Genomic DNA, 20,108 nt, shown 5'->3' on the forward strand with positions numbered 1-20,108 from the left:
GCAGGCCGATGGTGCTGCCTTGTGCGCGGGGCGGGCGCGTTGAGCGCCACCGTCACCAGGGTAGCTATTGAGATCGTCGCCGCAATGCTTGCCCCGGTGCTGAAAAGGGCGGGTCAGCCGTCCTGGCGGGTGCCGTGCGACTCGGCGAGCGCGCGCAGCGCCCGGGCGTCGCGGATGGCCCGCTCCTTGGCGATGCCGGGCTGGATGCCGAGCGCGGGCAGGCTGGTGCCGTCGCTGAGGTCCAGGAACACCCAGGGGTCGCCGGGGCGGAGGTTGACGCGCAGGATCTCCGCCCAGGCGAGGCGCCGTGTCCGGGTGAGGTTGACGACCGTGACGCCCGTGTCGTCGGCGACGACCTTGGGGCGGCTCAGCAGTGCGAGGACCGCGAAGAACATCGCCGCGGTGAACACGAAGCTGGCCCGCTCGCCCCCGCTCATGTTCTCCAGGAGCAGCGCGACGCCGGTGATCACGGCGAACATCACGGCGCCCACGCTCAGCAGCACGGCCCGGGTGCGGGTCGGCCGGAACGTGACCGGGAGAGCGGGGAGTTGGGGCGCGGGGGCGGACACGGGGTACGTCACTTCCGTACGGGAGTCAGGGGATCGGAGGCGTCGGTCAGAGGCGGCAGGCGTGGATGGCCGTGGTGAGGATGGCCCGGGCGCCCAGCTCGTACAAATCGTCCATGATCCGCTGGGCCTCCTTGGCCGGGACCATGGCGCGGACGGCGACCCAGCCCTCGTTGTGGAGGGGCGAGATCGTCGGCGACTCCAGGCCCGGGGTGAGGGCGACGGCCTTCTCCAGGTGCTCCGCGCGGCAGTCGTAGTCCATCATCACGTAGCTGCGGGCGACCAGGACACCCTGGAGGCGGCGCAGGAACTGGGCGACCTTGGGGTCGTCGCCGTCGGCGCCGGAGCGGCGGATGACGACGGCCTCGGACTTCATGATCGGCTCGCCGAAGACCTCAAGGCCGGCGTTGCGCAGCGAGGTGCCGGTCTCCACGACGTCCGCGATGACCTGGGCGACGCCCAGCTCGATGGCGGTCTCCACGGCCCCGTCGAGGTGCACCACGGAGGCGTCGACGCCGGACTCGGCCAAGTGCTTGGCAACGATGCCCTCGTAGGAGGTGGCGATCGTCTTGCCCGCCAGGCCCTCGATGCCCGAGACGGTGCCGGGCTTGGCCGCGAAGCGGAAGGTGGAACGGGCGAAGCCGAGCGGCAGGATCACCTCGGCATCGGCGCCGGAGTCGATCAGCAGGTCCTCGCCGGTGATGCCGATGTCGAGCTTGCCCGCCGAGACGTAGATCGCGATGTCCTTGGGGCGGAGGTAGAAGAACTCGACCTCGTTCGTGGGGTCGACGAGGACGAGCTCCTTCGACTCCTTGCGCATCCGGTAGCCGGCCTCATGGAGCATCGCCGCCGCGGGTCCGGACAGTGCACCCTTGTTGGGGACGGCGATGCGCAGCATGAGGTCGGCTTCCTTACTTGGAGACGTACGGGGGGTGTTTCGGGTGTGCTCAGAGGTGCGCGTAGACGTCGTCGAGCGAGATCCCGCGCGCGACCATCATCACCTGGACGTGGTACAGCAGCTGCGAGATCTCCTCGGCGGCGGCGTCCTTGCTCTCGTACTCGGCGGCCATCCAGACCTCGGCGGCCTCCTCGACGACCTTCTTGCCGATGGCATGCACGCCCTTGTCCACCAGCTCGGCGGTGCGGGAGGTGGACGGGTCGCCGTTGGCGGCCTTGAGCTGGAGCTCCGCGAAGAGCTCTTCGAAACTCTTGGAGGGTTTGTTCGCCATGATGCTTCTTAGGGTAAGGGGTGCGTCCCTGCCACTCAGCGCCAGGGTTCGCTGACGGTGCGCAGCGTGGCGGCCGTGGCGACGGCGGCGGTGACCGCTTCGTGCCCCTTGTCCTCGTTCGACCCTTCGAGGCCGGCCCGGTCCAGGGCCTGCTCCTCGGTGTCGCAGGTCAGCACGCCGAAGCCGACGGGTACGCCGGTGTCGATGCTGACCTGGGTGAGACCGTTGGTGACACCCTGGCACACGTAGTCGAAGTGCGGCGTACCGCCCCTGATGACGACGCCGAGGGCGACCACCGCATCGTACCCGCGGCCCGCGAGCACCTTGGCGACGACCGGCAGCTCGAAGCTGCCGGGGACGCGCAGCAGCGTCGGCTCGTCGATGCCGAGCTCGTGCAGGGCGCGCAGGGCGCCGTCGACGAGTCCGTCCATGACCTTCTCGTGCCACTGCGCCGCGATGACCGCGACCCGGAGGTCTGCGCAGTTGCGTACGGACAGTTCGGGTGCGCCCTTGCCACTCACGTGCTACTCCTCAGTGATCTTTCAGCTGTTGCGGGTGTCGCTGTACGGGTGTCGCTACTGGTTGCCGCAGGTCGACGCGGTCGCGTCCAGCCACGGCAGGTCGTGTCCCATCCGGTCGCGCTTGGTGCGCAGGTACCGCAGATTGTGCTCGCCCGCCTGGACGGGCATCGGCTCGCGGCCGGTGACCTTGAGACCGTGGCTCACCAGCGCGGTGGTCTTCTCCGGGTTGTTGGTCATCAGCCGCAGGCTGCGCACGCCCAGGTTCTCCAGGATCTGCGCGCCGGCCGCGTAGTCGCGGGCGTCGGCGGGCAGGCCCAGCTCCAGGTTGGCGTCGAGTGTGTCGCGGCCCCGCTCCTGGAGCTCGTAGGCGCGCAGCTTGGAGAGCAGTCCGATGCCGCGCCCCTCGTGGCCGCGCAGATAGACGACGACACCGCGGCCCGCCTCGGTGATGCGCTCCATGGAGGCCTGTAGCTGGGGGCCGCAGTCGCAGCGCTGCGAGTGGAAGATGTCGCCGGTCAGGCACTCGGAGTGGACCCGCACCAGCACGTCCTCGCCGTCGCCGATCTCGCCGTGGACCAGCGCCACGTGCTCGACGCCGTCGACGGTGGAGCGGTAGCCGTAGGCGGTGAACTCGCCGAAGGAGGTGGGGAGGTGGACCTCGGCCTCGCGGCGCACGGTCGGCTCGGCGGAGCGGCGGTAGGCGATCAGGTCCTCGATGGAGATGATCGTCAGACCGTGCTTGCGGGCGAACGGGATGAGCTCGGGCAGCCGCAGCATCACCCCGTCCTCGCCCGCGATCTCCACGATCGCGCCGGCCGGGGCGAGCCCCGCGAGCCGGGCCAGGTCGACCGCGGCCTCGGTGTGGCCGTTGCGGACGAGGACGCCGCCGGGCTTGGCGCGCAGCGGGAAGATGTGCCCGGGGCGGACGAAGTCCCCGGCGTCCGAGTGCCCGTCGGCCAGCAGACGCAGCGTGGTGGCGCGGTCGGCGGCGGAGATGCCGGTGGAGACGCCGTGCGCGGCGGACGCGTCGACCGAGACGGTGAACGCGGTCTTCATCGACTCGGTGTTGTGGTCCACCATCTGGGGCAGCTGGAGCCGGTCGAGCGCCTCGCCCTCCATGGGCGCGCAGATCAGCCCGCGGCACTCGCTCATCATGAAGGCGACGATCTCGGGGGTCGCCTTCTCGGCGGCGATGACGAGGTCGCCCTCGTTCTCGCGGTCCTCGTCGTCCACGACCACGACCGGCCGGCCGGCCGCAATGTCGCGGATCGCCTGCTCGACGGGGTCGAGGGAGAGGTCCTCGCGATTGTCGGTGGAGTACCAGGTGGGTGTGGTGGCGCTCATGCCGCCGCTCCTTCCAGGACGGGCTGCGCGCTCGTACGGGAGCGCAGCCACCAGTCGCGCAGGCCCCAGAGGACGATTGCGCCGTAGATGACGTAGACGAAGCCGGAGAAAGCGAAGCCGTTGGCGAAGTTGAGCGGCACGCCCACGGCGTCGACGAGGAGCCAGGCGAGCCAGAACTCGACCATGCCGCGCGCCTGGGCGTACATGGCGACGATCGTGCCGACGAAGATGTACGCGTCCGGCCACGGGTCCCACGACAGCGTCGGGAAGGCGGTGAACAGTCCGCCGACGGCGAGGGTGCCGACGGCGGCGCCGGCGACCAGCAGGCCGCGCTCGCGCCAGGTGGCGAACCGCACCGCGATGGAGCCGTCCCGCCCCTGCTGCTTGCCGGCCTGCCACTGGTACCAGCCCCACAGGGCGACCACGATGACCACGACCTGCTTGCCGGCGCTGCCGGAGAGGTGGGCGGTGCTGAACGCGGCGAGCAGGATGACGCCGGAGAGGAACTGGGCGGGCCAGGTCCATATGGAGCGCCGCCAGCCGAGCGCGAGGGCGGCCAGACCGACCGTGTTGCCGATCATGTCGGACCACATGATGTGCTGGTCGAAGGCGGTGAACGCCTCGGAGTTGAGCCAGTTCACTTGGGGTCCTCCTGGCCGTGCGCGCCGAGCAGGCGCTCGACGTACTTGGCGATCACGTCGACCTCCAGGTTGACCGGGTCACCGGGCTGCTTGAGGCCGAGCGTGGTCAGCGCGAGGGTGGTGGGGATGAGGCTGATGGTGAAGTAGTCGGGGCCCGCGTCGACCACCGTGAGGCTGACGCCGTCGACGGTGATCGAGCCCTTCTCGACGACGTAGCGGGAGAGCTCCGCGGGCAGCGAGACCTTGACGATCTCCCAGTTCTCCGAGGGGGTGCGCGCGACGATGGCGCCGGTGCCGTCGACGTGGCCCTGGACGATGTGCCCGCCGAGGCGGCCGCCGACGGCCATGGGCCGCTCCAGGTTGACCCGGGAGCCGACGTCGAGGGCGCCGAGGCTGGAGCGCTTCAGCGTCTCCTCCATGACGTCGGCGGTGAACTCGCCGTCGCCGGTCTCCACGACGGTCAGACAGACCCCGTTGACGGCGATCGAGTCGCCGTGCCGGGCGCCCTCGGTGACGACGGGGCCGCGCAGACGGAAGCGGGAGGAGTCGCCGAGCTTCTCGACGGCGGTGACCTCACCCAGCTCTTCGACGATTCCGGTGAACACGCTCATCGCTCCTTGGGAGTGGCACTGATACGGAGATCGGGGCCGATGCGGACGGTCTCGGTCAGTTCGAGCCGCAACGCTTCGGCGATCGTGGTGATTCCGGCGCCGGTCAGGGCCGCCGGGCCCGCGCCGAGCAGGACGGGTGCGAGATAGCCGACGACCTTGTCGACGGCGCCCGCGGCGACGAAGGCCCCGGCGAGGGCCGGGCCGCCTTCGAGGAGTACGGACCGGACGCCGCGCCCGTGCAAGGCGGCCAGCAGCGCCGGGATGTCCAGACCTGTGGCGGCGCGCGGCAGCCGGACGACGTCGGTGTCCGCCAGATGGGCGGTGTCGGCGTCCTCGGCGACCGCGACCAGGGTCGGCGCGGCGTCGTCGAGGACCCGGGCGCCGGGCCGCACGGCCTTCGCCTCGGTGTCGACGACGACCCGCAGCGGCTGGACGGCGCCCTCGATGCCGCGTACGGCGAGGTGGGGGTCGTCGGTGCGGGCCGTGCCGGAGCCGACCACCACGGCGTCGGCCTCGGCGCGCAGCCGGTGGACGTCCGCGCGGGCCTCGGGCGAGGTGATCCAGCGGCTGCTGCCGTCCTCGGCGGCGATCCGGCCGTCGAGGGTCGCCGCGTACTTCCACAGGACGTGGGGCCGGCCGAGCCGTACGGAGGTGAGCCAGGCGGCGTTGCCCGCCTCGGCCTCCTCGGCGAGCAGGCCCTGCTCCACCTCGGCCCCGGCCGCCCGCAGCGTGTCGGCGCCGCCGGTGGCCTGCGGGTTCGGGTCGCCGACCGCGTACACGACACGGGCGATCCCGGCCTCGACGAGCGCCTGGGCGCAGGGGCCGGTGCGACCGGTGTGGTTGCAGGGTTCGAGGGTGACGTACGCGGTGCCGCCCCGGGCCTTGCCGCCCGCGGCGGACAGGGCGTGGACCTCGGCGTGCGGGCCGCCGGCCTTCTGGTGGAAGCCCTCGCCGACGACGGCGCCCGAGGCGTCGGTGATGACGCACCCGACGACCGGGTTGGGGCTGGTGGAGCCGAGTCCGCGCGCGGCGAGCTCAATGGCTCGGCGCATGGCGTCTGCGTCGGCTGCGGTGGCCACCGGGTCCTCCTGCCTCTTCGGGCACGGACTCCGGGGCTGTCGATGAACGACAGAGAGCGGGAACAGGGCCGTACATACAGCTCACGCATGGCCGAAGGGAACCGACCGCCGTGGACGGCGATCAGCACAAACGGCCGACATGAGCCCTGAGGGCCCGCCCGCCGCGCACTGCCTCCCATCCGGACTTTCACCGTCGGTCCAGGAATTCCACCTGGTCAACCGGCCACTGGATGCGGCCGGGTCGCGGACTATTACCGCCGGTTCGGAATTACACCGACCCCGGAGTGCGCTGCTGCTGGTACACGGTCAGTGTGCCACGACTGATCGTCGGCCATACGGGCGAACATCTATGGCCTGGGTCACAGTGCCGGTCGCGGCCCGTAGCGGGGGTTCACCGTCCGCCATATCGCACACCCGCCCTGGGCTCGGCATTGGTCCATACCTATTGACGCTCTGGTCTAGTCCTCTTAATCTCCGTGTCACCTCCGAGGTGAGGCCCGCCGGTGTGCGCACGCCCTGGGCCGCCGCACGACCGCCCGCAGTCCTGTGTCACACCGACCTCCCCCAGGAGGAACAGATGGTGCTGTCCCCCACCCGCATGAGAGCCACGCTGCTCGCGACCGGTGCCGCGGTCGCCGGGCTGCTGCTCTCCTCGCTCTCCGCGGGCGTCTCGCACGCCGCCGACAACGAGTCCTGTCGCCCGGACGGGCTGTACAAGACGCCCCGAGTCGACGTCCCCTACTGCTCCGTGTACGACTCGGACGGCCGCGAGAAGATGGGCGCCGACCACCAGCGCCGGGTCATCGGGTACTTCACCGGCTGGCGCACCGGCCAGGACGGGACCCCCGCCTATCTCGCCTCCGACGTCCCGTGGGACAAGGTCACCCACGTCAACTACGCCTTCGCGCACATCGGTTCCGACAACAAGATCTCCGTCGGCGGCGACAGCGAGAAGAACGCGGCGACCGGAATGACCTGGCCGGGCGTCGCCGGGGCCGAGATGGACCCCGCGCTCCCCTACAAGGGCCACTTCAACCTCCTGAACAAATTCAAGAAGCAGCACCCCGACGTGAAGACGCTGATCTCCGTGGGAGGTTGGGCCGAGACCGGCGGCTATTTCGGTGACGACGGAAAGCGCGTCGCCTCGGGCGGCTTCTACTCGATGGCCACGAACGCCGACGGTTCGGTGAACCAGCCGGGCATCGACACCTTCGCGGATTCGGCCGTCGCCTTCATCAAGAAGTACGGGTTCAACGGCGTCGACATCGACTACGAGTACCCCACGACGATGAAGGACGCGGGCAACCCGCTGGACTGGAGCCTGTCCAACGCGCGCCGGGCGGGCCTGGTCAAGAGCTATGCGGCGCTGATGAAGTCGCTGCGCGAGAAGCTGGACCGCGCGGGAGCGGCCGACGGAAAGCACTATCTGCTCTCCGTCGCCGCGCCTTCGTCCGGCTATCTGCTGCGCGGAATGGAGACGTTCCAGATCCAGAAGTACCTGGACTACGTCAACATCATGTCGTACGACCTGCACGGCGCCTGGAACGAATACGTGGGGCCGAACGCCTCGCTCTTCGACGACGGCAAGGACGCGGAGCTCGCGGCGGCGGGTGTCTATTCGACTTCCCAGTACGGCGGAATCGGCTATCTCAACGCGGACTGGGCCTACCACTACTTCCGCGGTTCGATGCCGGCCGGGCGCATCAACATGGGCCTGCCGTACTACACCCGGGGCTTCAAGAACGTGAGCGGCGGGACGGACGGGCTGTGGGGCAAGGCCGCGACTACCAGCTGCCCGGCCGGGTCGGGGCTCACCAAGTGCGGTGACGGCGCGACCGGCATCGACAACCTCTGGCACGACCTCGACGACAACGGCAAGGAGGCCCCGGCGGGCTCCAACCCGATGTGGCACGCCAAGAACCTGGAGAAGGGCGTCGTCGGGGACTACGTGACCAAGTACGGCTTCCCCGCGGACACCAAGCTGACCGGCGCCTACGCCCGCAAGTACGACTCCACCCTGGTGGCGCCCTGGCTGTGGAACGACCAGAAGAAGGTCTTCCTCTCCACCGAGGACGAGCAGTCGGTGAACGCCAAGGCCGACTACGTGGTCGACAAGGGCATCGGCGGCACCATGGTCTGGGAGCTCGCGGGCGACTACAAGTACAACGCGGCCAAGGGGCAGTACGAGCCGGGCTCGACGCTGACGTCCGCGATGTACGACAAGTTCAAGTCGGCCGCCCCGTACGGCGCCAAGCGCTCCACCGTCACCCTGCCGACGCAGGCGCTCGACATCGGCGTGGACTTCGGGCAGTTCCCGCTCGGCGACTCCAACTACCCGATCAGCCCGAAGGTGACGCTCACCAACCGCACCAAGGCGACGCTGCCGGGCGGCACGGAGTTCCAGTTCGACTACGGGACCTCGGCCCCGGCGAACGCCAAGGACCAGTCCGGCTTCGGCACGACGATCGTCCGCAGCGACCACAGCGGCAGCAACGTGGGCGGTCTGAAGGGGGACTACAACCGGGTCTCGCTGAAGCTCCCGGCGTGGCAGTCGCTGGCCCCGGGCGCCTCGGTGACGCTGGACTTCGTCTACTACCTGCCGGTGTCGACACCCTCCAACTGGACGGTGACCTTCGGCGGCCGCGGCTACGCGCTGGCCGGGGACCTCACCCGGGGCGCGACGGTCACCGAACCGGAGACCGGCACACCGTCCCCGTCGCCCTCGCCGTCCGGCGGTACGACGGGTGGTTCGACCGGCGGGTCCACCGGTGGCTCCACGGGCGGCGGCTCATGCACCGCGCCCGCCTGGACGGCCACGGCCGAGTACGGTGGCTCCACGACCGTCTCGTACAAGTCCCACAACTGGAAGTCGAAGTGGTGGACGAAGGGCGAGGAGCCCGGAACCACCGGCGACTGGGGAGTCTGGCAGGACCTCGGGGCCTGCTGATCCCCCGCCCCCCAACGCCCGGCGGCCGCGACTCGGGCCCTTGCCGCGGCCGCCGGGCACCCACGGTGAAGCGCCCGCACCCCGGCCGGATCTCCCCGGCCGGGGTGCGGTGCGTCAGCGCCGAGCGTGCGTGCCGGGCGTCGGGGCGCAGGCGGGGTTCAAAGACAGGCTCTCAGGGTGCGGGCGGCGCGAACAGTTCGTCCTGCGCCGCGCCCCGCGCCGCGAGCAGGGCGCCGCGCAGCACCGCCCGGTCCCCGAGTTCGCTGGGCCGGACCTCGGCGCCCAGCGGGGTGAGCTCGGCGAGCCGGCTCCGCACCCGGGCGGAGAGCAACGCGCCGCCCGCGTGGCCGAGTTCGCCGCCGAGCACGATGAGGCCCGGGTCCAGTACGGAGACCACGGCCGCGGCGCCGATGGCGATCCGCTCGGCCAGCGCGTCGAGGAAGGGGCCGGTCGCCTCGCGCACCAGGGTCTCGGCGCTGCCCGTCAGCCCGTGCCCGGCGGCGAGCCGCACCACCGCGTCGGCGCCCGCGAGCGCATGGAATCCGCCGTCGCAGCCGGTCGCGGACGGCAGCGCGCCGGTGCCCGGAACGGGCAGGAAGCCGATCTCGCCCGCGCCGCCGGAGGCTCCCCGGCGCAGCTTGCCGTCGAGGAAGACCGCCGCGCCCACGCCCTGGCCCAGCCAGAACAGTACGAAGTCGTCCTGGCCGCGCGCGGCGCCGAGCCGGTGCTCGGCCATCGCCGCCAGGTTCACCTCGTTCTCCACGAGGACCGCGGCCGACAGCCGCCCGTGCAGGGCGGGGACCAGCTCCCGGTGCCAGGCGGGCAGGCCCGTGCTGTCACGCAGCTCGCCCGTCGCCGGGTCGATCAGGCCGGGCGCCCCGATGCCGATGCTGTGCAGCCGCTCGGCGCCCGCCTCCTTCGCGGTCCGCTCCAGGAGCGCCACCGTCTGCTCCACGGCGGGCTCGGTCCCGGCCTCGGCCCCGATCGGGAGGGCGGCCTCCGCGAGGGGCGCTCCGAGCAGATCGGCCACGAGCACGGTGACGCCGTCGGTGCGCACATCGAGGGCTGCGAGGTGGGCCCGGTCGGCGACGATGCCGTACAGCCGGGCGTTGGGTCCGCGCCGCTCGGCGCCCGACTCCCCCACAACCTCGACGAGCCCCGAGCCCTGGAGCCGTTCGACCAGGTCGGCGACGGAGGGGCGGGACAGGCCCGTGAGCTTCTTGAGCTGACCAGCCGTCAACGGCCCCTCGTCCTGGAGCAGGCGCAGGGCGAGGCGGTCGTTGATGACCCGGGCGGTGCTGGGTGATGCGGGCATGCCGGGAATCCTTCCAGACGACCGGAATCCGATGGACGGCGGAGTATTTATCAGGCAGGGTTCCTGATAGTTTATCGCGCACCGGCATCCAGGGGAGGACCGCGCTGATGGCGACCGAAGCGGGCGACGGCATACGGCAGTTGAGGCGGGCCAGGATCGCGATCGCCGCGGTGTTCTGCGTCCACGGCACGGTCACCGGCAACTTCGCGACCCGGGTCCCGTGGATCCAGGACCACACCGGGGTCTCCACCGGTCAGCTCGGCCTGGCGCTCGCGTTTCCCGCCATCGGCTCGTCGCTGCTGATGCCGCTCTCCGGCGCGATCACCCACCGCTTCGGGGCGCGCCGTGCGCTGCGCGGGCTGCTCGCCCTGTGGACCCTCGCCCTCGCGCTCCCGGCGCTCGCGCCGAACCTCTACACGCTCTGCGCGGCGCTCTTCGTGTTCGGGGCGACGGCGGGCATGTCCGACGTGGCCATGAACGCGCTGGGCGTGCAGACCGAGGACCGGCTCGGCCGGTCCATCATGTCCGGGCTGCACGGCATGTGGAGCGCGGGCGCCCTGATCGGCTCGACCACCGGCACGCTGGCCGCGCACCTCGGCGTCGACGCGCGCGTGCACCACCTGGTCGCGGCGGCCGTCCTCACCGTGCTCGGCGCGCTCGTCTGCGGCGGCGTGCTCGACCTGCGCAGCGCGCCCGACGAGGCCCCGCCGCCGCGCTTCGCCCGGCCGCCCAGGACCGCGCTGGCCATCGGGCTCGTCGCCTTCTGCGCGGTGTTCGCCGAGGGGGCGAGCCTCGACTGGTCGGCGGTGTACCTGCGGGACACCATGGACGCCTCGGCCGGCCTCGCCGCCGCCTCGACCACCGCGTTCACGCTGACCATGGCGGTGGTGCGGATCGCGGGCGACAAGGTCGTGGACCGGTTCGGCGCGGTACGGACGGTCCGCTGCGGGGGCGTGCTGGCGACCGCGGGCGGGCTCGCGGTGGTCCTGGCGCCCGGACCGGCCGTGGCGATGGGCGGGTTCGCGCTGATCGGCCTCGGGGTCGCGGTCGTAGTGCCACTGGCCTTCGCCGCGGCGGGCCGCAGCGGCCCGAACCCGAGTCAGGCCATCGCGGGCGTCGCCACCATCACGTACACCTCGGGCCTCATCGCTCCCTCCGCCATCGGCGGCATCGCCGATCTGACCTCGCTGGTGGTGTCGTTCGGCCTGGTCACGCTGTTGGCGCTGGGGCTGGTTGCGGGGGCGGAGGTGCTGCGTACGGGAGTGCGCGCCAGGTCCGGCGGCCGCGTGGCGGAGGCGGCGCCGGTGCGGTCCACCGACGCCGCCAAGTAGCCGACGGCTGAACCGTATGGGGGGCGGTTCAGCCGGGGCGCTCCTTCGGCCTCAGCCGGCGATCGAGTCCAGCTGTTCGGCGGCGGGCCGCAGCACCCAGAGGTCACCGCCGGGCGGCGCCTGGAGCAACGGCTCGGCCGCGCGGGCCTTCTTGTCGCCCGCGTCGGCCGCCGCGTGCACCACGTCGCTCGCCGCGTACCGGTAGAACTCCAGCTCCGGGTGGGGCCAGGCGGCCGCGCCGGTCGCCGCGGGCAGCAGATAGTCGACGGCCCTGAACAGGCTCTGCCCCTGCGGCCCCCGGTAGCCCCACAGGTCCACCCCGACCTGCCTGCCGATCGCCGCGAGCCGGGTGTACGCCACCAGGTCGAAGGTCGAGTAGTGCCAGCTGCGGGTGCGGGCGAGCTCCTGGGGCTGGCTGCCGTCGGCGGCGATCTGCGGATCGACCCTCAGCTTCTCGGCGCCCCGGACCGTCCTGCGCGCCAGGTCCTTGTCCCCGGTGGCCAGCGCGAGCGCGGCGATCTGCATGTCCTGGAAGGTGCCGTGGTTGTTCTTGGCGGCCGACTCCTCCTTGCCGAAGGGCGAAGTCACCAGCCAGTTCAGGAACTTCTTGTTCCAGTCGAGCATTCGCGCGCGGTCGTCCGCCCGCCAGCCGGGCGCGCCCAGATCGAGGACGGCGACCGCGTCGAGGACGCTGGTGTACTGCTGCGAGAAGTCGATGATGCCGATGGCCCGGCCGTCGTACTTGCAGGGGATGAACTGCCCGTGGTCCAGGTTGGGATTCATCCGGGTCGCCGGGTCCAGGAACCAGGTGCGCAGGACGGTCGAGGCCTGCTCGGCGTACCGCGCCCTGCCGGTGTAGTACCAGGCGAGGCTGAGCGTGGTCACGGAGCCCACGACCTTGCCGAGGTCGGGCCGGTCGGTGCCGGTGTCGACCTCGGGGTTGCGCTGCCCGTCCTTCTGCACGTACGGGCAGCCCCAGGGGTTGTCGGCGGTCCTCGGCTTCGAGGGCCACCAGTACGGGGCCTGGCTGAGGTAGTCGTGGGGGTCGCCGCCCGGCGCGGGCTTCGGCTTGTCCACGACCGTCCAGGGCCCCTGCCCGAGTCGGCCGTCGGCGGCCGCAGTCAGCTTCCCCACGGCGGTGCGCAGCGCCGGGTCGCCGGCGTCGAGCCGCAGCCGCGCGTCCCTCATGCGCGCGCCGTCGACGACCACGGTGTGCGGGGCCTTCGGCGCGGCGGGCTTCGAGGCGGCGGCCTCCGAGGCGTGCGAGGCGGCCGGTACGAGCGCCGACGCGAGCACCGCGGCCGTGGCCAGCAGGGCCACGAGCCCGCTGCGAGATCTTCCGCCGTCCATCAGGGCATCCCCTCCGTCAGGGTTTCACGGATTTCACATATCTGAACTCTGTTCACGGATAAGGCGGTTGGAGCGTAGGCCCAGCAGTTCCGGGTGACAATGCCTCGCGCAGGATTCACGGATGGGACCCGAGATCACGGGGCCCACTACCATTGCGCTGATTCTTCTCAGCACGGAACGAACTGGAGCGAACTCATGGGCCTCGGCGTGCGCTGGACCCTGCACGGTGACGGGCGGACCCCCGCCCCCGGCGCCGTCGTACGTCCCGACGAGCGGCTCTCCTGGCCCCGGACCATCGGCCTCGGCGCCCAGCACGTGGTGGCCATGTTCGGCGCGTCCTTCGTGGCGCCGGTCCTCATGGGCCTCGACCCCAACCTCGCGATCATGATGTCCGGCGTCGCCACGGTCATCTTCCTGCTCGCCACCAAGGGCCGGGTGCCCAGCTATCTGGGCTGCTCCCTCTCCTTCGTCGGCGTCGCGGCCGCGATCCGGGCCACCGGCGGCACCAGCGCCACCGTCACCGGCGCGGTCTTCGTCGTCGGCATCGTGCTGTTCGCGGCGGGCCTGGCGGTGCAGCGGTTCGGTGCGCGGGTCATCCATGCCGCGATGCCGCCCGTCGTGACCGGTTCGGTCGTGCTCCTAATCGGATTCAGCCTGGCACCCGTCTCCGCCTCCACCTACTGGCCGCAGGACCAGTGGACCGCGCTCCTGGTGATGCTGTTCACCGGGCTTGCCGTGGTCTGTCTGCGCGGCTTCTGGTCCCGGGTCGCGATCTTCCTCGGCCTGCTCTTCGGCTACGGCATCTCCTGGCTCTTCGACCGCGTCTTCGGCAAGATCCACTCCGTTCCGGGTGCGGGCGAGGCCACCGACCACTGGCGGCTCGACCTCTCCGGCGTCGGCCGGGCCGACTGGATCGGCCTGCCCTCCTTCCACGCCCCGCACTTCGAGTGGTCCGCCATCCTGGTCGCCCTCCCCGTGGTGATCGCGCTGATCGCCGAGAACGCCGGACACGTCAAGGCCGTCGGCGAGATGACCGGCGACGACCTCGACGACAAGCTGGGCACCGCGATCGCCGCGGACGGCGCCGCCTCGATGCTCTCCACCGCCGTCGGCGGCCCGCCCAACACCACGTACTCCGAGAACATCGGCGTCATGGCCGCCACCCGCGTCTACTCGACCGCCGCCTACTGGGCCGCTGCCGGCTTCGCGCTGCTCTTCGGCCTCTGCCCCAAGTTCGGCGCGATCGTCGCGGCCATCCCCGGCGGCGTCCTCGGCGGCATCACCGTCATCCTGTACGGCATGATCGGCCTCCTGGGCGCCCAGATCTGGATCAACGCCAAGGTGGATCTGCGCAATCCGCTGAACCTGGTCCCGGCGGCCGCGGGCATCATCATCGGCATCGGCGGCGTCACCCTGAAGTTCACCGACGACTTCCGCCTCAGCGGGATCGCCCTCGGCACCATCGTGGTCATCACCGGCTACCACGTGCTGCGCGCCCTGGCCCCGGCCCATCTCAAGGAGCAGGAGCCGCTGCTCGACGAGGGCACGTCGTCGTACGACGACAGCGGCGACGAGGGCGGCGCGGCCGCGGGGACTCAGCGCGCCAGGTCGTAGGCGTAGTCGGGGGTGAAACTGCCCGCCGTGCCCCGGCAGCCGTCGGACTCGCCGGGCAGCTTCACCCACAGATAGGCGTCGATGCGCGCCTCGCCCGTGTGCGTGGTCGGGGCGCGCCCCAGCGCCCGCCCGGCCGGGTCGCACCACTGACCGTCGGGCGGCGCGCCCCTGCCGTTGCGGCTGGTGTCGATCACCGCGCCCAGCCGCGCGGGACCGCCCAGCGCCTTGAGCACCTGCCGCGCGTACACCACTTCGTCCGAGGTGCGGTGGAAGTTGGAGACGTTGGTGAAGATGCCGTCTCCGCTGGTGGCCGCACCCGCCGCGCGCAGCAGGCCGGCCATCTCCCCGGCGTCGCGCCATCCGGAGTGGCCCGCGTCGAAGTACACCCTGGCCCGGGGGTCGGCGGCGTGGATCGCCCGCCCCGCCCTGGCCAGCGAGGCGAACCGGGCGGCGCGCTCGCCCTCGGAGAGGCAGTCCGACTGGGCGATCGCGTCCGGCTCCAGGACCACGATGACCGGTGAACGCCCGAGCCCCGCCGCGAAGTTCCCGATCCAGGTGTCGTACGCCTGCGGGCTCGGCGCACCGCCCTGCGAGGCGCCGCCGCAGTCCCGGCCGGGAATCGCGTAGGGGACGAGCACCGGCACCCGGCCCTGTACGGCCGCCGCCGAGGTCACCGCCCGCACCTCGCGGGTGATCGCGCCGGGGTCGTACTCGGCGAACCAGACCGCCGCCGGCTGATCCGCGATCCGCCGCTCGATCAGCGACCGGCGGGGGTCGTCGGGGTGGGCCCGCACCCAGTCCAGGACCTGCGAGTCGGGCGAGCGATAGAGCGCGGCGGAGACCGCCGCCCGCGACGGCGACGGGGTGGCCGAGGGCTTCGGGGCGAGGGACGGCCGGGCCGGGCGCCGGGTCTCGGGCGTACGGGACGGTGCCGCGGATGCCGACGTGGGCACGGCGGGCAGGGACACCGTGGCGGGCGAGGCGGTCACCGTGGGCCGGGCCACCTCGTCGCCCCCGCCCCCGAGGGCCGCCACGGCACCCGAGACCGCGCCGGCGGCCACGACCGCGCAGGCCAGCCCCACCATGGCGGCGCGCCGCACGGCCGAGCGGCGCGCGGCTCTGTCGTCCCGGCGCCTACGCGCGCGTGACGGCGGTGTTCCCGGCACCGTGAACTCCCCTCCCCCAAGGCCCCGATGGCCGCGTTTTCACCCGTTCCGGGGAAGCCCCGGGCCCGGCGGCGTCCCACAAAGCGCGGTGCTGGGACGCTGCCCTCATGGTGCTGATCGAACAGCGGACAGGTGGCACGGGGCTCTCCGGAGCGTCGGTGGACACCGTAGCGGCGCGGATGCGGGCGCTGCGCACGAGCCTGCCGCCCAAGGACGGTCTGGCCGTCTTCAACCGGGTCTATCTGGCGGTCACCGAGGAGATCGGCCGGTCCCTCACCCGGGGCGCGTTCGACGACTCCCGGGCAGCGGCGACGCTGGACGTGCTGTTCGCCGGGCGGTATCTGCGGGCGGTCGACGCGGTGGCGGCAGGGCTGCGGCCGCCCGCCTGCTGGCGGCCGCTCTTCCAGTACCGGCGCCACCCGGGCGTACGCCCCCTCCAGTTCGCGCTCTGCGGTATCAACGCCCACATCGGGCACGACCTGGCGCTCGCCGTCGTCGACAGCTGCCGCGCCCTGGAGTGCGAACCGGAGGGCCTTGAGCGGGACTTCGAACGGGTCGGCGACACCCTGGTGGCGCTGGAGGAGCGGGTGCGCGAGGAGCTGATGCCCGGGCCCGATCTACTGGAGGTCGCGGACCCGCTCACGCACCTGCTGGCGTCGTGGAGCCTGGAGCGGGCGCGCGACGCGGCCTGGTCGTCGGCCCGGTTGCTGTGGAGGCTGCGGGAACTTCCCGACCTGTCCCGGGAGTTCAGGGAGCGGATGGACGCGGGTGTCGGCCTGGTGGGGCGGTGCCTGCTGACGCCTTACGCAGGCCCTTCTTCGGCACGAGGAGTTCACTCATGGCAATCCGGCTCGGACTCGGCCTTCCGCAGATGAAGCAGTACGACATCGGGCGGGACATCCCCGCGGTCGCGCGCGCCGCCGAGGAGTTGGGCTACGAGAGCCTGTGGGTGTTCGAGCGGGTGATCTTCCCCACGCCCACGACCCAGGGGCTGTACGGAATACCGGACCTGCCCTGGCCGGACTCCTACCGGTCGGTGGCCGACCCGCTGGTCTCGCTCACCCTCGCGGCGGCGGCCACCGAGCGGGCGCGCCTGGGCACGAGCGTGCTCGTGGCGCCGTTGCACGTGCCGTTCCAGCTGGCCCGCTCGCTCGCCTCGCTGGACGCGGCGAGCGGCGGCCGGGTGCTCGCGGGGATCGGCACGGGCTGGTCCCTCGACGAGTACGCGGCGGCGGCCGTGGCACCGTTCGAGAAGCGCGGCGAGCTGCTCGACGAGACGCTGGACGTGTTCGCGGCGGTCTGGGGCCCGGACCCGGTCGCGTACGAGGGCGAGTTGACCACCATCGCCCCCTCCGAGGTCGGCCCCAAACCGGCCCGGCCGATCCCGGTGTACCTCGCGGCGGCGGGCCCGAGGGCGGTCCGCCGTGTGGTGGACCGGGCGGACGGCTGGATGCCGGTTGCCCAGGGCGCGGACCAGCTCGCCACGGCGTGGACGGGGCTGCGGGAGCTCGCCGCCGAGCGCGGCCGGGAGCGCGCGATAGAGGTGTGCGTCCGCGTGAACGCGCGGTACACCCCGAAGCCGTACGAGGGCGACGGGCGCCCGCCGTTCGCCGGGAGCGCCGCGCAGATAGTCGAGGACCTGGTGGCCCATGCCCACGAGGGCATAGGCGAGTTCCTGCTCGACCTCCAGGGCGCCACGCGCGACGCGGAGGAGCTGACGGACGTGGCGGCGGAGGTGTACGGGCTGGCGCGCGCGGCGGGGCTGTAACCGGAAAGGGGCCCGGGGGCAAAAGCCCCCGAGCCCCTCGCCGTCAACAGGCGTCAGTCAACTGCCGTCAGTCCTCCGGCAGCTCGACCGGCGCGATCTCGTCGTACAGGTCGCCCGGGCCCGGGTTGGTGCCGTCCGTCGCGCCGCCCAGGTGGTGCATGACGCCCCACACGGCGTTCAGGGCGGTCTGCACCGCGCCCTCGGCCCAGCCCGCCGTCCAGGAGATGTCGTCGCCCGCGAGGAAGATGCCCCGCTTGTCCTCGGGCAGCGAGTCCTGCATGAAGTGCGTGAACAGACGGCGCTGGTAGCGGTAGTGGCCCGGCAGGTTCGCCTTGAAGGCGCCCATGAAGTAGGGCTCGTTCTCCCACGACACGGTCACCGGGTTGCCGATGATGTGCCCCCGGATGTCGACCTTCGGGTAGATCTCGCCGAGCGACTTGAGCATGACCTCCATGCGCTCGTTCGCCGACAGCGGCAGCCACTTCAGGCTGTCGTCGCACCAGGTGTAGGAGAGGCAGATGACGGCGGGCTGGTCCGGCCCGTTGTCCAGGAGGTAGGTGCCTCGGGTCATCCGGTCGGTGAGCGTCATCGACATGACGTCCCGGCCGGTCTCCTCGTCCTTGTCCAGCCAGAACGGCCGGTCCACCGGCACGAAGAGCTTGGAGCTCTCCATGTAGTGGGTGCGCTCCATCGCCGTCCAGTGGTCGATCGGGAAGAGCGAGTCGTCGCACGCGATCTTGGAGAGCAGCATCCAGGACTGCGCGGTGAAGATCGCCGCGCGGTAGGTGCGGATGTCGCCGGACGCGTCGGTCACGGTGATCCGGTTGCCCGCGGTGCGGGTCAGACGGGTCACCGCCGGGCGCGGCGCGCCCTCGTGCAGCGAGGAGAGCGAGGTGCCCTGCGCCCAGTGCACGATCTTCTCCGGCTCGCGCTCCCACAGCCGCAGCGGCAGCTGCTGGGAGCCGCCGACGATGCCGCGGTGGTGGTCGTCCGCCTCGGTGTAGACGACGCGCAGGATCTCCAGGATGGAGTTGGGGAAGTCGGTGTCCCAGCCGCCGGTGCCGAAGCCGACCTGGCCGAAGATCTCGCGGTGGCGGAAGGACTTGAAGGCCTCCGACTTGCAGAGGAACCCGTAGAAGGTCTCGTCGTCGAGCTTCTCGACGAGCTTGGCCCAGATCTCGCGGATGCGCGGGACGTCCCGCTCGCGCATCGCCGTGTTCATGTCGGAGAAGTCGGCGCCCTCGTCCAGACAGGCGTTCCAAGCGGCGGACACGTCGCGGTAGACCTGCGGCAGGTCGGCGATGGTCTCGGCGTAGTGCGTCTCGCCCTTGAGGTCGACGACCGTCGAGGGGGTGGACTCGGCGAGCGGGTTCGGGAACGGCTCGGTGACCAGGCCGACGAGGTCGATGTAGTGCTGGAGCGCCGTCGAGGAGGGCGGGAAGCGCATCGCGCCCATCTCGGCGGTCAGACCGTCCGTGCCGGGCCCGTCGAACTCGACGGTGCGCAGCCGCCCGCCGATCTGGTCGGCCTCGTACACGACGGGCTTGAGGCCCATCTTCATCAGCTCGTACGCGGAGATGATGCCGGACAGACCGCCGCCGATGACGGCGACCTCGGTGCCGTGCTCGGTCGCGGGTATCTGACCGAGCCCGGCCGGGTGGGCCAGGAAGTCGTCGTACGCGTAGGGGAAGTCCGGACCGAACATGGTGATCGGCGGCTGGCCGTCGGTGTGCGGGACAGCGGTGGGCACCGTGGACGTCATGGGGTACGGACTCCTTGCGCGGTACGAGCGGTACGAGGGGGGTGGGGGCGGCCGGAAGGGTCCGGGTCAGACGAGGGAGGTGTAGAGGCCGGGGCGGCGGTCCCGCAGATACGGGTTGTTCGCGCGCGAGGCGGCCAGGAACTCGGGGTCGGCGTCACCGACGACCAGCTCGGCCTCGCGGCCCGCGCGGGCCCGGGCGGTGCCGTCGGGCCCGGCCAGGCAGCTCAGCCCGACGAACTCGAACTCGCCCTCGGGGCCGGTCCGGTTGACGTACGCGATGTACATCTGGTTCTCGAAGGCGCGCACCGGCACCACGGACTCGGCGACGAACTGGAAGGGGTGCATCTGCGCGGTGGGCACCAGGAGGAGGTCGGTGCCGGCCAGCGCGTGCGCCCGGACGTTCTCGGGGAACTCCACGTCGTAGCAGATCATCATCCCCAGCCGCAGCCCGTGCAGCTCGGCCTGGACGACCTGCTGGTCGCCGGGGGTGAACCACTCCTGCTCGAAGCAGCCGAAGAGGTGGGTCTTGCGGTAGTTCGCCAGGCGCTGCCCGCCGGCGTCGATGAGCTGCGCCGAGTTGTAGACGGTCTCGCCGTCCCGCTCCGGGTAGCCGTAGAGGACCGCGAGCCCGTGCCGCACCGCGATCTCGGCGACGGCCTGCGCCCCGGGACCGTCGGCGGCCTCGGCGAGCTTGGGCACGTCGTCCCCGATGGCGTAGCCGGTGAGGAACATCTCGGGGCAGACGAGGAGCCCGGCCCCGGTCGCCGCGGCCCGGCCCGCCGCCTCGTCCAGCACCTTCAGGTTCGCGGCGACGTCACCCGGACGGCCGGAGCTCTGAAGCAGGGCGGTGCGCAGCGGCGGCAT

The 20,108-nt window shown here is 71.8% G+C and carries 18 protein-coding genes and 1 riboswitch; of the genes, 5 read left to right on the plus strand and 13 right to left on the minus strand.

Going from position 1 to position 20,108, the window contains the following annotated elements; genetic code table 11:
• Positions 1–113: 113 nt before the first annotated feature.
• The 8 genes from OG965_RS09570 to ribD are packed head-to-tail and all read right to left on the minus strand — an operon-like array spanning position 114 to position 5,991.
• Entirely contained in the window at positions 114–569 is a 456-nt protein-coding gene (locus OG965_RS09570; RefSeq protein ID WP_190089803.1) for a PH domain-containing protein, read from the minus strand.
• A gap of 46 nt (positions 570–615) precedes the next feature.
• Entirely contained in the window at positions 616–1,464 is an 849-nt protein-coding gene (gene hisG / locus OG965_RS09575; RefSeq protein WP_371651135.1) for an ATP phosphoribosyltransferase, read from the minus strand.
• Positions 1,465–1,513: 49 nt separating this feature from the next.
• Positions 1,514–1,795, minus strand: coding sequence for a phosphoribosyl-ATP diphosphatase (locus tag OG965_RS09580; RefSeq protein WP_101387335.1), 282 nt, complete (start codon positions 1,793–1,795; stop codon positions 1,514–1,516).
• Between the two features lie 35 nt (positions 1,796–1,830).
• Positions 1,831–2,316 carry a 6,7-dimethyl-8-ribityllumazine synthase gene (gene ribH, locus OG965_RS09585; protein WP_101387336.1) on the minus strand — a complete coding sequence of 162 codons (486 nt, stop codon included), beginning with the start codon at positions 2,314–2,316 and terminating at the stop codon, positions 1,831–1,833.
• Between the two features lie 54 nt (positions 2,317–2,370).
• On the minus strand, positions 2,371–3,660 hold the full coding sequence (locus OG965_RS09590) for a bifunctional 3,4-dihydroxy-2-butanone-4-phosphate synthase/GTP cyclohydrolase II (protein ID WP_371651137.1): 1,290 nt from the start codon (positions 3,658–3,660) through the stop codon (positions 2,371–2,373).
• Positions 3,657–4,301: a nicotinamide riboside transporter PnuC gene (locus tag OG965_RS09595; RefSeq protein ID WP_371651139.1), complete on the minus strand. Its 645-nt coding sequence runs from the start codon at positions 4,299–4,301 to the stop codon at positions 3,657–3,659. Before OG965_RS09595 ends, OG965_RS09590 begins: the two co-directional genes overlap by 4 nt.
• Complete coding sequence (locus OG965_RS09600; protein WP_371656898.1) at positions 4,298–4,906, minus strand: riboflavin synthase; 609 nt, start codon at positions 4,904–4,906, stop codon at positions 4,298–4,300. Before OG965_RS09600 ends, OG965_RS09595 begins: the two co-directional genes overlap by 4 nt.
• A gap of 2 nt (positions 4,907–4,908) precedes the next feature.
• The gene (gene ribD / locus OG965_RS09605; RefSeq protein ID WP_371651141.1) at positions 4,909–5,991 is read right to left on the minus strand and encodes a bifunctional diaminohydroxyphosphoribosylaminopyrimidine deaminase/5-amino-6-(5-phosphoribosylamino)uracil reductase RibD; all 1,083 of its coding nucleotides are present in this window, start codon (positions 5,989–5,991) and stop codon (positions 4,909–4,911) included.
• 161 nt (positions 5,992–6,152) lie between these two features.
• Positions 6,153–6,283, minus strand: a riboswitch (FMN riboswitch).
• Between the two features lie 288 nt (positions 6,284–6,571).
• Here ribD and OG965_RS09610 point away from each other — a divergent pair.
• Positions 6,572–8,938, plus strand: coding sequence for a chitinase C-terminal domain-containing protein (locus OG965_RS09610; protein ID WP_371656899.1), 2,367 nt, complete (start codon positions 6,572–6,574; stop codon positions 8,936–8,938).
• 172 nt (positions 8,939–9,110) lie between these two features.
• Here OG965_RS09610 and OG965_RS09615 read toward each other — a convergent pair whose 3' ends face one another.
• The gene (locus OG965_RS09615) at positions 9,111–10,253 is read right to left on the minus strand and encodes an ROK family transcriptional regulator (RefSeq protein ID WP_371651143.1); all 1,143 of its coding nucleotides are present in this window, start codon (positions 10,251–10,253) and stop codon (positions 9,111–9,113) included.
• Between the two features lie 107 nt (positions 10,254–10,360).
• On the opposite strand from OG965_RS09615, the gene OG965_RS09620 reads away from it, so the two are divergent.
• A complete protein-coding gene (locus tag OG965_RS09620) occupies positions 10,361–11,584 on the plus strand; it encodes an MFS transporter (protein ID WP_371651145.1) in 1,224 nt (407 codons plus the stop codon).
• A 51-nt stretch (positions 11,585–11,635) separates the two neighbouring features.
• On the opposite strand, the gene OG965_RS09625 is transcribed toward OG965_RS09620, so the two are convergent.
• Entirely contained in the window at positions 11,636–12,934 is a 1,299-nt protein-coding gene (locus OG965_RS09625) for an alginate lyase family protein (protein ID WP_371651147.1), read from the minus strand.
• Between the two features lie 195 nt (positions 12,935–13,129).
• Between OG965_RS09625 and OG965_RS09630 the strand changes: the two genes are divergently transcribed.
• A complete protein-coding gene (locus OG965_RS09630; RefSeq protein ID WP_371651149.1) occupies positions 13,130–14,548 on the plus strand; it encodes a uracil-xanthine permease family protein in 1,419 nt (472 codons plus the stop codon).
• Here the strand turns inward: OG965_RS09630 and OG965_RS09635 are convergent.
• Entirely contained in the window at positions 14,530–15,633 is a 1,104-nt protein-coding gene (locus tag OG965_RS09635; protein ID WP_371656900.1) for a glycoside hydrolase family 6 protein, read from the minus strand. The genes OG965_RS09630 and OG965_RS09635 overlap by 19 nt on opposite strands.
• Before the next feature lie 188 nt (positions 15,634–15,821).
• Here OG965_RS09635 and OG965_RS09640 point away from each other — a divergent pair, with 188 nt between their 5' ends.
• The gene (locus OG965_RS09640; RefSeq protein ID WP_371651151.1) at positions 15,822–16,589 is read left to right on the plus strand and encodes a DUF5995 family protein; all 768 of its coding nucleotides are present in this window, start codon (positions 15,822–15,824) and stop codon (positions 16,587–16,589) included.
• Positions 16,553–17,482 carry an LLM class F420-dependent oxidoreductase gene (locus tag OG965_RS09645; RefSeq protein ID WP_371651153.1) on the plus strand — a complete coding sequence of 310 codons (930 nt, stop codon included), beginning with the start codon at positions 16,553–16,555 and terminating at the stop codon, positions 17,480–17,482. Before OG965_RS09640 ends, OG965_RS09645 begins: the two co-directional genes overlap by 37 nt.
• Before the next feature lie 67 nt (positions 17,483–17,549).
• Here OG965_RS09645 and OG965_RS09650 read toward each other — a convergent pair whose 3' ends face one another.
• Together OG965_RS09650 and OG965_RS09655 are read right to left on the minus strand one after the other, a co-directional pair.
• Positions 17,550–19,244, minus strand: a complete 1,695-nt coding sequence (locus OG965_RS09650; RefSeq protein WP_371651155.1) for a flavin monoamine oxidase family protein — start codon at positions 19,242–19,244, stop codon at positions 17,550–17,552.
• A 66-nt stretch (positions 19,245–19,310) separates the two neighbouring features.
• Entirely contained in the window at positions 19,311–20,108 is a 798-nt protein-coding gene (locus OG965_RS09655; protein WP_371651157.1) for a carbon-nitrogen hydrolase family protein, read from the minus strand.

The sequence above is a fragment of the Streptomyces sp. NBC_00224 genome, from assembly GCF_041435195.1.
In the GTDB taxonomy this organism is placed as follows: domain Bacteria; phylum Actinomycetota; class Actinomycetes; order Streptomycetales; family Streptomycetaceae; genus Streptomyces.

Excerpts from the sequence above, each read along its gene's own strand:
- hisG (WP_371651135.1), bottom strand. The coding sequence starts at position 1,464 with ATGCTGCGCATCGCCGTCCCCAACAAGGGTGCACTGTCCGGACCCGCG.
- OG965_RS09590 (WP_371651137.1), bottom strand. The coding sequence starts at position 3,660 with ATGAGCGCCACCACACCCACCTGGTACTCCACCGACAATCGCGAGGAC.
- OG965_RS09650 (WP_371651155.1), bottom strand. The coding sequence starts at position 19,244 with ATGACGTCCACGGTGCCCACCGCTGTCCCGCACACCGACGGCCAGCCG.
- OG965_RS09635 (WP_371656900.1), bottom strand. The coding sequence starts at position 15,633 with ATGGTGGGGCTGGCCTGCGCGGTCGTGGCCGCCGGCGCGGTCTCGGGT.
- OG965_RS09625 (WP_371651147.1), bottom strand. The coding sequence starts at position 12,934 with ATGGACGGCGGAAGATCTCGCAGCGGGCTCGTGGCCCTGCTGGCCACG.
- OG965_RS09580 (WP_101387335.1), bottom strand. The coding sequence starts at position 1,795 with ATGGCGAACAAACCCTCCAAGAGTTTCGAAGAGCTCTTCGCGGAGCTC.
- OG965_RS09645 (WP_371651153.1), top strand. The coding sequence starts at position 16,553 with ATGGCAATCCGGCTCGGACTCGGCCTTCCGCAGATGAAGCAGTACGAC.
- OG965_RS09655 (WP_371651157.1), bottom strand. The coding sequence starts at position 20,108 with ATGCCGCCGCTGCGCACCGCCCTGCTTCAGAGCTCCGGCCGTCCGGGT.
- OG965_RS09630 (WP_371651149.1), top strand. The coding sequence starts at position 13,130 with ATGGGCCTCGGCGTGCGCTGGACCCTGCACGGTGACGGGCGGACCCCC.
- OG965_RS09620 (WP_371651145.1), top strand. The coding sequence starts at position 10,361 with ATGGCGACCGAAGCGGGCGACGGCATACGGCAGTTGAGGCGGGCCAGG.
- OG965_RS09640 (WP_371651151.1), top strand. The coding sequence starts at position 15,822 with ATGGTGCTGATCGAACAGCGGACAGGTGGCACGGGGCTCTCCGGAGCG.
- OG965_RS09615 (WP_371651143.1), bottom strand. The coding sequence starts at position 10,253 with ATGCCCGCATCACCCAGCACCGCCCGGGTCATCAACGACCGCCTCGCC.